This window comes from Nonomuraea montanisoli (assembly GCF_013363975.1).
Lineage (GTDB): Bacteria > Actinomycetota > Actinomycetes > Streptosporangiales > Streptosporangiaceae > Nonomuraea > Nonomuraea montanisoli.
In genome coordinates this window covers 404,920-417,708 of sequence record NZ_JABWGN010000002.1, presented here as the reverse complement: position 1 = coordinate 417,708, position 12,789 = coordinate 404,920, and the positions used below count along the sequence as shown (strand labels likewise).

Annotated in this window: 10 protein-coding genes and 1 pseudogene; 1 reads left to right on the top strand and 10 read right to left on the bottom strand. The window is 72.2% G+C overall.

Annotation, left to right across the window (positions count from 1 at the left end):
• Positions 1-564: 564 nt before the first annotated feature.
• The 3 genes and pseudogenes from HTZ77_RS05410 to HTZ77_RS45825 all read right to left on the bottom strand — a co-directional run.
• Positions 565-1,212, bottom strand: a complete 648-nt coding sequence (locus tag HTZ77_RS05410) for a response regulator (protein ID WP_175588298.1) — start codon at positions 1,210-1,212, stop codon at positions 565-567.
• Positions 1,209-2,228, bottom strand: coding sequence for a sensor histidine kinase (locus HTZ77_RS48030; RefSeq protein WP_407940478.1), 1,020 nt, complete (start codon positions 2,226-2,228; stop codon positions 1,209-1,211). The genes HTZ77_RS05410 and HTZ77_RS48030 overlap by 4 nt, the downstream gene beginning before the upstream one ends.
• A 132-nt stretch (positions 2,229-2,360) precedes the next feature.
• Positions 2,361-2,672 (bottom strand): annotated as a pseudogene (locus HTZ77_RS45825) (histidine kinase); the annotation flags it as partial.
• A gap of 850 nt (positions 2,673-3,522) precedes the next feature.
• Here HTZ77_RS45825 and HTZ77_RS05400 point away from each other — a divergent pair.
• Entirely contained in the window at positions 3,523-4,728 is a 1,206-nt protein-coding gene (locus tag HTZ77_RS05400; protein ID WP_175588297.1) for an alpha/beta hydrolase family protein, read from the top strand.
• 218 nt (positions 4,729-4,946) lie between these two features.
• Here HTZ77_RS05400 and HTZ77_RS45135 read toward each other — a convergent pair whose 3' ends face one another.
• The 7 genes from HTZ77_RS45135 to HTZ77_RS05365 all read right to left on the bottom strand — a co-directional run bounded on the left by HTZ77_RS45135 (position 4,947) and on the right by HTZ77_RS05365 (position 12,786).
• On the bottom strand, positions 4,947-6,515 hold the full coding sequence (locus HTZ77_RS45135; RefSeq protein WP_205302091.1) for a helix-turn-helix domain-containing protein: 1,569 nt from the start codon (positions 6,513-6,515) through the stop codon (positions 4,947-4,949).
• A 156-nt stretch (positions 6,516-6,671) separates the two neighbouring features.
• Entirely contained in the window at positions 6,672-7,694 is a 1,023-nt protein-coding gene (locus HTZ77_RS05390) for an alpha/beta hydrolase (RefSeq protein ID WP_175588296.1), read from the bottom strand.
• A gap of 209 nt (positions 7,695-7,903) precedes the next feature.
• Positions 7,904-8,860, bottom strand: coding sequence for an ABC transporter permease (locus HTZ77_RS05385; RefSeq protein WP_175588295.1), 957 nt, complete (start codon positions 8,858-8,860; stop codon positions 7,904-7,906).
• Positions 8,857-9,705, bottom strand: coding sequence for an ABC transporter ATP-binding protein (locus tag HTZ77_RS05380; protein ID WP_175588294.1), 849 nt, complete (start codon positions 9,703-9,705; stop codon positions 8,857-8,859). Before HTZ77_RS05380 ends, HTZ77_RS05385 begins: the two co-directional genes overlap by 4 nt.
• Positions 9,702-10,109, bottom strand: a complete 408-nt coding sequence (locus HTZ77_RS05375; protein ID WP_175588293.1) for a GntR family transcriptional regulator — start codon at positions 10,107-10,109, stop codon at positions 9,702-9,704. Before HTZ77_RS05375 ends, HTZ77_RS05380 begins: the two co-directional genes overlap by 4 nt.
• Positions 10,110-10,215: 106 nt before the next feature.
• The gene (locus HTZ77_RS05370) at positions 10,216-11,148 is read right to left on the bottom strand and encodes an aminoglycoside phosphotransferase family protein (RefSeq protein ID WP_175588292.1); all 933 of its coding nucleotides are present in this window, start codon (positions 11,146-11,148) and stop codon (positions 10,216-10,218) included.
• A gap of 153 nt (positions 11,149-11,301) precedes the next feature.
• Positions 11,302-12,786: a UDP-N-acetylmuramoyl-L-alanyl-D-glutamate--2,6-diaminopimelate ligase gene (locus HTZ77_RS05365; protein ID WP_175588291.1), complete on the bottom strand. Its 1,485-nt coding sequence runs from the start codon at positions 12,784-12,786 to the stop codon at positions 11,302-11,304.
• Between the last annotated feature and the right edge of the window lie 3 nt (positions 12,787-12,789).

Below are 12,789 nucleotides of genomic sequence, written 5' to 3'. Positions count from 1 at the left end.
GAATGAAGCAGATGCAGAAGCCTGTCATGCGCGAGACCTTAGGGAACGTTCCGTTCCGGCGCAACGCCTTTTCCGCGACGCACCGGTCGGTTGCTGACCGGTGCGATGCTTGGGAGTCCTCATCCCCCGGGGCGGCAGGCCGTCATGAGGATGTGCACGAGGGGGGGCAGGGCCTCTGCGCGGCAGGGATACACCTAAGGGGATGAAGGCGACGCAGCCGTAGCGGTGGACGTCATACCGGCGGCCTTGCGCACTCGAACCGGCACAGCGCGCACAGGACCACCCAGCTCGACATCGCGGCCCGGAAGATCACCGGCTGACCAACCCACCACGGCACCATGAACCAGAAGACCGCACCCGACCAGCCCACCACAGCACCATCAACCAGAAGACCGCACCCGATCGGCCCCCGCAGCATCATGAACCAGAAGACCGCACCCGGCCAGCCCCCCGCAGCATCGTGAACCAAAGAACCGCACCCGGCCAGCCCAAGTCCGCATCGGGGCCAGAAGACCACGCCCCACCAACCCACCACAGCAGCATGAACCAGAAGACGGCACCCGATCAGCCGAGGTCGGCGTCGTGGACCAGGATGGCTGCCTGGACCCGGTTGGCAAGGTTCAGCTTGGCCAGCACCCGGCTGACATGAGCCTTCACGGTCGCCTCGGTCAACTTGAGCTCGCGGCCGATCTCGGCGTTGGACAGGCCACGAGCAACGGCCCTGATCACGTCTTCCTCGCGGGCCGTCAGCGTCGCGAGCCGGCCACGCGCGGCCTCCGCCCGAGAAGGGGTTCTGTCGGCGAACGAGCTGATCACCCGTTTGGTGACCGTGGGCGACAGCATGGCGTGCCCGGCCGCCACCGTACGCACGGCGGCGGCCAGGTCGCGCGGCGGCGTGTCCTTCAGCAGGAACCCCACGGCCCCCACTCGCAGCGCCTCGTGGACGTACTCGTCCAGGTCGAACGTGGTCAACATGATGAGCTTCGGCGCTCGCGGCCCCGCCATCAGCCGCGCACCGGCGGTCAGGCCGTCGGTGCCCGGCATGCGGACGTCCATCAGCACGACGTCGGGCCTGAGCCGGGTGTTTGCGGACACGGCCTCATCGCCGTCCCGAGCCTCACCGACGACCACCATGTCGCCCGCGGCCTCCAGGATCATCCGCAACCCGGACCTGACGAGCGCCTCGTCATCGACCACCAGTACACGGATCATGGAGCCGGTATCCTCGCCAGCACCTGAAACCCCACCTCGTCCCAGACCGGTTCCCCGGCCTGGTCCCCGGCTCCGGGTCGCCCCTTCTTCCTGGCCTGCTCCTGCACCTCGGCCCAACCCGCGCCCCTGACCGGGGACTCATCCTCGCCCTTGGACCCGTCCTCGGCTTGGGCCCCACCGCTCACCCCCACCCGAGTTCCGCCCTCCTCGTCGCGCCTCGCCCCATCCATGGCCCGTTCCTCGACGTGGGGACCGGCCACCAGGATGCCTCCGGCCAGCTCCACCCGCTCCCTCAACCCGACCAGCCCCCACCCGGATCCCGGCACCCCAGCCCCAGCGTCAGCACCTGGACGCCCCCCATGCGACATTCCGCCATCCGGACATCCGCGGTCGGACCTGGGCGGTGCCGTGTTACGCACCACCACCTCGAGATCCGCAGGCAGATAGCGGACGAACACGTCGATCCTGGTGTCGCCCGCATGCTTGTGCGCGTTGGTGAGGGCCTCCTGGATGACGCGGTAGGCGGTGCGTTCGACCGTGGAACTCAGCGAACGCACCTCCCCCTCGTCATGCCGGGTGACCACGACGCCCAGTGCACGCGACTCGTCGAGCAGCCGGTCGAGGTCGGCGAGCGTCGGCTGTGGATGGAGCTCTGCACCGCCCGTCAGATGCCGCCGTACGTGATCGGCGAACCCGGGCTGAGCGCCCGGTACGCCATCGACCGGCCCTGCCGGAAGGCCATTCACCCCGTCATCAGACCCGGTCCGCACCCCTGTCACCGGACCGGATGACCCCGCACTCGACTCCACCATGGCAGGCGTGTCGCCCCTGGCAGGCGCGTCGCTCGGCTCCTGCACCCGCGACGCAGCGCTCCCCTCCGGTGATGCAGCACCCGGCTCTGGTGACGTGGCATCCGACGCAATACCGATCTCTGGTGACGCAGCACCCGGGGCATCACCGCAGTCGCGTGCCCCAGCACTCCCCGCGAATGACGCGACCTCACCCTCTGCTGGCACAGCTCCCCCAGCAGCACCGCCGTCCCGTGCCCCAACACTCCCCGCGAGGGACGCGACCTCATCCTCGGATGGCGCGGCCCCACCCTCCGCTGACGCCGCAGCTCCGACCTCATGTGAGACGCCGCCCGCCGAGCGCAGCACCCCGAGGACCTCGCGCAGATTGGTCAGCGCGTCCCGGCCGACCCGGCCGATGAGGGCCGCGGCCTCGGCCGTGGACTCGTCCGGCGCGCGCAGCTCCAGCGCGCCGGCGTGGAGCACCATCAGCGACACCCGGTGCGCGACCACGTCGTGCATCTCCCTGGCGATGCGCGCGCGTTCGTGTGCCCTGGCCTGGTCGGCGCGCAGCCCCTGCTCCCGCCGGAGCTGCTCGGCCTGCTCGCGCATCGCGTCGATCACTTGCCTGCGCGCCCGCGTCCACAGGCCGGCCATCAGGGGCAGTCCCAGCAGCGCGCCGCCCAGGACCACCACGTTGGGCAGAGTGCCCGCGACCACCATGCGGTAGCCGCCCGCGAGATGGGAGACGACGCCGCCCGCAGCCAGGACCGCGACCGCTCCCCCGCAGTACAGCCACAGGGCACGCCCACGCAGCCGTGCGCCCGCGTAATAGGACGCCGCCGCGGCGGCCGGCCACATCACCAGCCACACATAGAACACCGCGCCCACCAGGACGAGCGGCCACAACCGACGCCCACCCATGTGACGCAAAGGCTCGCCGCTCATGTGGCGCCATGACTTCCCGCCCGTGTCATGCCACGGCTTCCCGCCCGCGTGACGCGACGGCTTCCCGTCCGCGCGGGGCGACGGCTTCCCGTCCGCGTGACGCGACGCTCCCCCGTCAGCCTGCCGGGGCGTCCCGTCGTCCCCGAACAGCGCAGCCCCGTCATCCCCGACCAGCGCCGCCCGGTTGTCCGCATGCGGCGGCGTCCGTTCGGTCCCGCGCAGCGACGTCCGGTTGTCCGCGTCCAGCGCCGACCGCTCGTCCGCGTGAAGCGCCATCCGCTCGCCCAGTGCCGCGAACACCGCGACCGCGCCCGAGGTGACGGCCACCGCGACGAGCAGCGGCGAAGGCAGCCCCGAAGGGACGCCCACGCTGCCGGTCACCGAGGCCATGGACAGCGCGGAGACCACCGCACCGAGCGTCCACGGCGTGATGCGCTCGATAACGCTTCCGTCGCCGTACGTCATGGCCCGAGGCTATCGGGGGTCCGGCGGGACGACCCCCTACGAAAGTCGAACGTGCTCCGTCTCTTTCGCCGGGTACGGTGCCGCCCGGTTCTCCAGAAAGGTGGGCGGCATGAAGAAGCACGCCGTCGCGGGCCTTCTGCTCGCGCTCACCTGCATCGGCACCTCGACACTCATGGGGTCCGCCCCGGCCGCCGCGTCCGCTTCACCCCGTTCGAACGCATCCGTGACAGCCGCCCTGTCGCGTCCCGGCGCGCACACCGCGGCCGCCGTCAAGCCCGCCCTTCCCCGCCCGACCGGTCCGCACCTGGTGGGTCGTTCGACTCTCCACCTGGTCGACTCCAGCCGTCCCGATCCATGGGTGCCCGACCGCAAGGCCCGGGGGCTGATGGTGTCCGTCTGGTATCCGGCGCGCAAGGCGGCGGACAGCCCCGCCCCGTACGTCACGACTGAGGAGTCGGAGCTGATCCTGCGCAGCGTGCCGCAGTTGAAGGACCTGCCACCGGACACGCTCGCGAAGACCAGGACGTACGCCACGACCGACGCGCCCGCGCTGGGACGGAAGGGCGGCAGACCGCTGGTGGTGATGTCCCCCGGCATGACGCTGCCGAGGGCGACGTTGACCTCGCTCGCCGAGGAGTTCGCGAGCAGAGGCTACGTGGTCGCGGCCATCGGGCACACGTACGAGGCCGTGGCGACCACGCTCCCGGACGGCAGGACCGCGACGTTCGAGGCCGGCAAGGGCGGGCAGACGCCCGAGCTGGGCGAGAAGGTGGCGCGGGTGCGGGCGGCCGACACGGAGTTCGTGCTGGACCGGCTGGAGAAGGCGGGGCGCTGGAGACGCCTCGTCGACGAGCGCAGGATCGCGATGGTGGGCCACTCGGTAGGCGGGCAGAGCGCCGCCCATCTGCTCCCCGTGAGCCGGCGCATCCGGGCCGCGGTCAACCTGGACGGCTCGTACAACCCGAAGACCCCGGCCCAGGACATCGGCAAGCCGTTCATGATGATCGGCAACCCCCGTCAGCAGCCGAGCACGAGCGGCGAGCAGGGCTCGTGGGACACGTTCTGGACGCACGTGACCGGCGACTGGAAGCGCTGGCTGACCGTCACGGGGGCCGAGCACATGAGCTTCGTGGACTACGCGGTGCTCCAGCCCCAGCTCGGGCTGCCCGCGTCCCCGATCGACGGCGAGCGCTCGTTGCGGATCACCCGCGCCTACGTCACGGCCTTCCTGGACACGCACCTGCGCGGCGAACGTCGCCCTCTTCTGGACGGTCCCTCCGCCGAATATCCGGAGGTGAGGTTCTGGGGCCCGTGAACCTGCCCTTCGTCCCGGCCGAGGGAGGGTGACGGCTCCAACCCGACGTGACCGGAGCCAGGCGGACACGGCACCTCACGCGGCCGGCTGCACCTCACCACCACACTGCCTGACGTACCTCGCGATCGCACTCGGCCTGCCTCACGCTGGGCGATTCCCACGTGTGTCGGGGCACGGCGAGCCCCGGACTCACCGGGCGGCGAACCGGGCACCGCACGTCAGGCGTGCGAAGAACCGGTGGATGTGGATGTGGACGGGCGCGTCAGCTGATCCGGGTGACGCAGCAGACGCCGTACGGCGAAGGCCAGGTGCAGCCGCACCCGACCCTGCGGGGTGCGCACACTCCAGCCCAGAAGGTGCTCGGCCCGAACGAGACGATCCAGGAGGGTCGAGTGATGAACGGTCAGCTCCGCGGCGGCGGCGCGCAGGCTCACGGCCCCGGCCACCGCGTGCAAGGTGGCGAGCATCCAGGGCGCAGCCCCGGCGGCGCGGTCGAGGGCCCGCACGTCGGGAACGTCCTTCCACGTGCCCGGGTCCACCGCCGCGGCCAGCAGTTCCAGGGCGCCCAAGTCGTCCGCGTACACCACGCGGGGGCCTGGGTCGTCGTCCGTTCCCTCTGCGGTGAGTCGCAGCGCCAGCCGAGCCGAACGCCACGACTCGGGCAGTTCCAGCACTGGAACGGCACGGCCGATCCCCAGTCGCTCAGGCGCGGCCAGGCCTGCCGCCGTACCCGGCTGAGCGTGTCCATCCGGCGGGGTCTGGCGCACTGCCAGGTCCGGACGGCCGCGCCGGCCGGACATCGCTTGGCGAGCGGGCAGATCCGGGCGGGAGGGGCTGTCGGACGGCGCCTCACGCGTCATCGGGTCTGGCTGGGAAGAGCGGTGGGGCGGCGCGTGACGCGTCATCCGATCCGAATGAGCGGAGCCGCCGGACGGCGGCGCCTGACGCGTCATCGAAGTCGGATCGGAGGGGCGGTCATTCGGGTCCTGGCGGGTCATCGGATCGGCGAGGGAGGGGCGGCCGGGACCTGCCGTGCCGCCTGCTGCGGAACGATCGGGACGGCCCATGTCGATCGGCGCCATGCGATCGGGACGCCCCACGTCGGTCGGCGCCATGCGGCCCGGACGCCCCGTGCCGGTCGACATCGGGCGGTCCGGACGCTCCGTTCCGGCCGACGCCGGGCGGTCCGGACGCGCCATGCCGGCCGACGCCGGGCGGTCCGGACGGCCCGGACCTGCCACTGTCTCTCGTTCGATTCGGGCAGTGCCGCCGGACACCGCCACGGCTCGGAAGAGCCCGCCGTCCTCCAGGCCGAGGGTGCGAGCCGCGCGGAGCCGGGCCTGGGTGGACGCCGCGGGGTTGAGCAGCAGCTCGACGAGCGCCGGATCCTCGCGTGGCGGCACGGAGGGAGCGCGGCCCCAGGCACGGTCCAGTACGTCCCGCGCCGCCACGGCGGCCCGTTCCAGCACGATGGCGTCGACTGGACCGGAGGGCGCCGGGCGCTCGAGCCACAGCCGGGCCGCCCCGCTGCCCACGGGTTCGCTCGGCCAGCCTGGATCCGGTGGTGTGTCGTCGTCCTCGTGGCGTCCGTCCGCCAGCGCCCGGATGCGAAGACGGCGCTCGTCGTCGACGAGGCGCACCGGACAACCCGCCAGCACGGCCGCCGCGCGGATGATCGCCTCCAGGCCGACCCTCGTCCGGCCGAGCCGGTCGAAGTAGGCGATGACCTTGACTGCCGCGCCGGCGTCGGGATCGAGTGCGGATACTCGCCCCACGAGGTCCTTCATCGGGCCATTCTGCCTCACCTCAGCCGTCGATCACCCCAGCCCAAGCCCCACTCCAGCCCAAGCCCCACCCCAGCCCAAGCCCCACCCCAGCCCACGCACCACCCCAGCCGTACGTCCCGCCCCTCCGGCGGGGCCCAGCGGTCAGGCCTCCGGCGGTCAGGTGCTCAGGAGACGGCGCAGCCACCGGAACCGGGCCTCCCTGGTGTCCCGCGACAGGGCGGCATGCGGGACCAGCCCGTCGAACCCGTGGAACCCGCCCGGCCACACGTGCAGCTCGGCCTGCCCGCCCGCCTGCCAGATGCGCGAGGCGTACTCGACCGCCTCGTCACGGAAGGTCTCCGCCGACCCCACGTCCACGAACGCCGGGGGCAGCCCCGACAGGTCCTCGGCACGCGCCGGGGCGGCGTACGGGGAGACGTCAGGACCGCCGCGCGACCCGCCGAGCAGGGCCGTCCAGCCGGTCTCGTTGGCGGTGCGGTCCCAGATGCCGAGCCCCGCCATCTGCAGGGAGGACGGGGTGTCGTTGCGGTCGTCGATCATGGGGCAGATGAGGAGCTGCCCGGCCAGGGCGGGGCCCTTGCGGTCGCGGGCCATGAGGGCGAGCGCGGCCGTCAGCCCGCCCCCGGCGCTGGCACCGGCGATCACGATGCGCTCGGGGTCGATGCCCAGCTCGGCGGCGTGCTCGGCCGTCCACACCAGCCCCGCGTAGCAGTCCTCCACCGGCGCGGGATGCGGGTGCTCCGGCGCGAGGCGGTACTCCACCGACACGACGACGAGCCGCAGGTCCTTCGCCCAGTCGAGGAGCTCGGCCAGGCCGATGCGGTTGTTGCCGGCGATCATGCCGCCGCCGTGCGTGTGGTAGATCGCGGCCAGCGGCGTGTCGGCGTCGGCGGGGCGGCACACCAGCAGGGAGACGTCGGGCGCGCCCGCCGGCCCCGGCACGGTCCGCTCCTCGACGTGGAACGCCCCTCCCCTGGCCAGTTCCTCGTCCGTGAGAGCACCCATGTCCGGCGCGTCAGGCCGGAGGATGGAGAGCATGTCCGGGGTGATCGACGCGGGGATGTACTCGTGGATCAGCGGGAGTGCCGCCGCCAGTTCCGGGTCGAACGGCGGCGGCCCGCCGAGGACCTGAGCACTTCGCGGAGAACGGGGGGAAGGCGAGGACAAGTCGCTGCTCATGAGTCTCTCCGGTCTCGTGGACGTCACCGCCGTCCGGCGGCACGTGTCCCCTCAAGGCGCGCCCCCTGAAAGCGCGTGCCCCTCAATGCACGTGTCCCCTGAAGGCGTGTGCACCATCATGGGCGGCCCCGTGCGCGCGAATCGAGCGCTACATGGCGGACGTTGCCCGCCAATTGGCGGGTGCCCGTACGTGAACGTGCGCGAGTCCCTCACACCCGGCGGCGCAACGTGCGGCGAACGGCCGTCCCCGCGAAGGCCACCGAGCCCACGGCCAGGATGGCGGCCTCCGTCCACTGAAACCTCCAGAACCGCGTCGCCGGATGATGGTAGATCGCGTACCGGTACCCCTTGCCGAACAGGCACCGTTCGTACGCCTCCTGGTTGCGGCCGCTCCGCCCCGTGTCGGGACGGTGCGCGCACACGCCCGTGGGCGGCGACGGCAGCTCCGTCCCCGAGGGGGCGATCCAGGCCCATCCCACCACGCGGGCGTCGTCGGCGTTCAGGACGGTGCTGCCGGACTGCACGGTGCGCACGGGCTCGGCGTAGTGCTCGCTGAGCCTGAACAGGCCCGGCATCGTCAGCGCGATCCCCGCCACGACCAGCGCCATGGCCGGCAGCGTACGCCGGAACAGCGCACCGCCCGCGACGCCCATCGCGAAGGCGTACAGCCACCACGCCGCCGGAGCCACACCCACCATGTTGAACACGCCGATGTTGCCGAACCAGTCCTCCCGCTGGAGCACCGGCCGCCAGAGGGCGACCATCGCCGACAGCAGGAGCCCTCCGGCGGACACCAGCCCGCCGAGCACCCCGAGCTTGACCAGCATCCAGCGGCGCACCGACACCGCCTGGGTCCAGGCCAGCTTCTGCGTGCCGCGCTCGTACTCGCGTCCCAGCAGCGGGGCGCCCCAGAAGACGCCGACCAGCGCCGGGGCCATCAGCGGCATCCAGCCGAAGAGGGTGTAGACGGCGTCGTACCGCTCGCTCAGTGCCAGGGCCAGATCCCAGCAGGCCGCGGCGCGGCCGGGGCAGCCGGGCGGCGCGTGGCCGGCCACGTACAGGCGGGCCTCGACCGCGGAGCCGAGCAGGAGCAGGCCCAGCGCGGCCAGCAGCCCGCCGGTGACGAGGATCTGCGCGCGGTGCTGGCGCCACGTCAGCCAGATCACGCGCCCACCTCCGAGAGCCGAGGCAGCGCGGACGCCTCCGGGCTGCGCAGGTAGGCCAGGACCAGCTCGTCGAGGTCGGCCTGCCGGACGTTCCAGCGCGGGTCGAGCACCTGCGCGCCGCGCACCAGCAGCCTCACCTGGCGGCCGGTACGGCTCTCCTCGATCACCTGGGCCCCGGCCGGGGGGCGGAGCTCGTCCGGTCCCGACAGCATCAGGTGGCCGGCCAGCAGGTCGTCGATGTCGCCGCTGACCTGGACCCGGCCGCCGTTCAGCACGACGAGCCAGTCGCAGGTGTCGTGGAGGTCGGCGACGACGTGAGACGAGATGAGGACCGTGGTCCCCCGCTCGGCCACCTCGCCCATGAGCGCGCGCATGACGTCGTGGCGGGCCAGCGGGTCGAGGTTGGCGAGCGGTTCGTCCAGCACGAGCAGGCCGGGACGCCTGGCCAGCGCCAGTGTGAGCGCCACCTGCGCCTGCTGCCCGCCCGACAGCTCCTTGATCTTCCGCTCGGGCTCGATGCCGAGCTCGGCGAGACGTCCCGCCGCGTACGCGCCGTCCCAGCGGGGGTTCAGGCGGCGGCCGAACGTGAGCGTCTCGGCGATCGTGAACGTGTCGTACAGGGGCTTGTCCTGGGCCATGAACGCCACGTCGCCGGCGACCGTGACCGTGCCGCCGTGCGGCGTGAGCAGGCCGGTCACGGTGTGGAGCAACGTGGTCTTGCCGGCGCCGTTGGGGCCGACGAGCGCGGCGACCCGGCCGGCCGGCACGGACAGGGAGCAGTCGCGCAGCGCCCAACCCCGCCGGTGGCGGACGCTCAGCCCGGTGACCGTCAGGGCGGCCGTCACGCCGTCTCCTCTCCGGCCGCTCCGCCTCGGTACGCGTCGGTCATCGCCAGGGAGAACAGCGTCTCCATGTCGTCCCGGTCCAGCCCGGCCCGGCGCGCCCGCCGTACCCACTCGTCGAGCTCACGGCGCAGTGCGGCCTGGTCGGCGAGCCGCACTCCGCCGAGGGAGCGCTGGACGAACGTGCCCAGCCCCGGCCTGCCCTCCACCAGGCCCTCCCGTTCGAGCTCGCGGTACGCCTTGAGCACGGTGTTGGGGTTGATCGCCAGGGCCTCGACCACCTCCCGCGCGGTGGGCAGCCGGTCGCCCGGCCGCAGCGTGCCCAGACGGAGGGCCTGCTTGACCTGGTGGACGAGCTGAAGGTACGTCGCAACCCCGGATCTTCGGTCCAGGTGGAACTCGATCACGCGACCAACACCCTTTCACTAGATAAGTAGTGAAATGGTGTTGCGGTGATCGTTCTTTGTCAAACCTCCTGCTGGCTCCATGCCGCGCCATGGCAGCGATACCTGTCTAGGAGCCTTCCGCGAGCAACTCCGCCAGGCGGTCCGCGAATTCGGTGAGCCAGTCCAGGCGCGCTCCGCCGCGGGCGACGCGGAAGCCGTGACGGCGGCCCCAGAACGCGGCCTGGACGGCATGGAACTGGGCCCAGCGCCGGGCACGCTCGCGATCGACTTCCGCGGCCTCGGCGAAGATGTCCACCGTGCGGTGGACGACCTTTCGCAGGTCGTCCGCTTCCAGCAGCGTCAGCGCGCGTGACTTGAGCAGCGTGCCGCCGTCGTACGCGGGGTCCCCCACATATCCCTTGGGGTCGACGGCCAGCCAGGGCTCACGATCCGCCCGCAGGATGTTCCTGGCGTGCAGGTCGCCGTGGATGAGGATGTCCGGCTGGACGCGCCCCAGCTCGCGGATGGTCGCCACGGCAGCGTCCAGGACATGACGCGGCAGTGTGTGCCTCAGCTCCCCGGCGTCCTTGCGCAGCTCCTCTTCCCAGGCGTCGGCCTGCTCCCGCAGCCGGGGCAGCCCTCGCGGCGCGGGGACGGCCAGCCGGCGGCTGATCCGTCCCGCGATCGCGACCACCTCATCACCGTCGTCCACCTCCGCCAGCGTCGACGTGCAGGCCCGCTCAAGCAGCATGGCGAAACGTTCGTCGTCGCGCTCGTGCAGCAGAACAGCTCCCCGCCCGCCCCATGCCGCGAACGCGTCCGGCTCGTGGACGTTGCCGGGATGCGGAAACGACACCTTGAGCACGGCGGCTCCCCCGGTCCGCCGTCGCACCGGGACGATGACCCCGACGCCCCCGTGCATGACCTCGCCGTCCGGCTCACACGTCCAGCGCGTCAGCAGCTCGTCCACCGTCCTGGGCAGTTCGGCCAGCCACGCCGCTCCAGGCTCTCCTTCACGCTCGACAGTGCTCCGCGCGAACGCCTCCGGGATCTCGATCATTCGGCGCACCCTAGCGCCGGCCCGACGAAGCCACCAGGCCGGAGCTCGATCCGCCGAGGCGGAACGGGGCGGGCATTCTCGCGTCGCGGACTCGCGTCGGGCGTGGTGAGGGGGTCGGGACGCCAGCCGAGCAGGTGGCCGGAGAAGGCGGGGCTACAGAGCCGGCGACGAGTCGCCGGCCAGCTCGCGGACGACGCTCATGTCGTCGAACGGCACCTTGCGCTCGCCGATGATCTGGTACGGCTCCGCGCCCTTGCCCGCCACCAGCACGATGTCGCCGCGCCGGGCCTCCAGCAGGGCCCGGGCGATGGCCGCGCGCCGATCGGTGATCCGCTCGGCCGAGGCGTCGGTGGCCGCCACGCCGGGCATGATCTCGTCGATGATCGTCTCGGGGTCCTCGGTGCGCGGGTTGTCACTGGTGACGACGACGATGTCGGACAGCTTGCCGGCGATCTCGCCCATTGGGCCGCGCTTGCTCGGGTCGCGGTCGCCGCCGCAGCCGAACACCGTGATCACCCGGCCGGCGGCGAAGCCACGGATCGTGGTCAGCACCTTCTCCAGCGAGTCGCTGCTGTGGGCGTAGTCGACCACCACCGTCACCCCGTCCGGCGTCTGGTGGGTCTCGAACCGGCCCGGCATCGGCGGCAGCTCCGCCAGCGCGGCGACGAGGGCGTCCAGGTCGTGGCCGAGCAGGTGACCGGCTGCCAGGGTGGCCAGGGCGTTGTGGACGGCGAACCGCCCGGGGATCGGCACCCGGGCCGGGATCGTCCGACCGGCGTGGTGCAGCACGAAGCGTGTCCCGGTCGCCTCGATGAGCAGGTCGCTCGCGCGGAAGTCCGCGGACGCGTCGTCCAGGCCGTACGTCGTCGTGGCACCCGGCATGAGGGCGGCGATGTCGGCGCTGACCGGGTCGTCGGCGTTGGCCACCGCCTTGCCGCACAGCCCCTGGAACAGCAGCAGCTTGGCCCGCTTGTACGCCTCCAGACCGCCGTGGTCGTCCAGGTGATCCGGAGTCAGATTGGTGAACACCCCGACGTCGATGTCGGTGTGATCCACCCGGTGCAGCTCCAGCGCCATCGAGGACGCCTCCAGCACCACTGTCCCGGCGCCGCGATCCCGCATGGTGCGCAGAATGTGCTGCAGGTCCACGGCCTCGGGGGTGGTGGGCGTCGTACGGTCCACCGCGACCGTCCCCTGGCCGACGCGGCACCCGTCGGTGCCGATCACCCCGACCCTGGCCCGCGCCCCGATCCGCAGCACCGCCTCCACCATGTACGACACCGAGCTCTTGCCGTTGGTGCCGGTGACAGCCACGACGTCCATCTCCCGGCTCGGCTCGCCGAAGTAGCGGGCGGCGACCAGCGGTACGGCGGCGCGGGTGTCGGCCACCCGCACCACGCACACCGGCTCGGGCAGCGCCTCGATCGGCTGGTCGACGAGCACCGCGACCGCGCCCCGGCGCACCGCGTCGGCCACGTGCTGGTGCCCATCAGCGTGGCGGCCCCGCATCGCCACGTACATCGACCCGGAGGTCATCCGCCGCGAGTCGTAGGCGATGCCCGCTCGCACATCCGTCTTGTCCGGCTCACCCTGGACCACCTGGTGGGGGTAGCCGGCGAGTAGGTCACTCAGTTTCATCAG

Excerpts from the sequence above, each read along its gene's own strand:
- HTZ77_RS05410 (WP_175588298.1), bottom strand. The coding sequence starts at position 1,212 with ATGATCCGTGTACTGGTGGTCGATGACGAGGCGCTCGTCAGGTCCGGG.
- HTZ77_RS05400 (WP_175588297.1), top strand. The coding sequence starts at position 3,523 with ATGAAGAAGCACGCCGTCGCGGGCCTTCTGCTCGCGCTCACCTGCATC.
- HTZ77_RS45135 (WP_205302091.1), bottom strand. The coding sequence starts at position 6,515 with ATGAAGGACCTCGTGGGGCGAGTATCCGCACTCGATCCCGACGCCGGC.
- HTZ77_RS05390 (WP_175588296.1), bottom strand. The coding sequence starts at position 7,694 with ATGAGCAGCGACTTGTCCTCGCCTTCCCCCCGTTCTCCGCGAAGTGCT.
- HTZ77_RS05370 (WP_175588292.1), bottom strand. The coding sequence starts at position 11,148 with ATGATCGAGATCCCGGAGGCGTTCGCGCGGAGCACTGTCGAGCGTGAA.
- HTZ77_RS05365 (WP_175588291.1), bottom strand. The coding sequence starts at position 12,786 with ATGAAACTGAGTGACCTACTCGCCGGCTACCCCCACCAGGTGGTCCAG.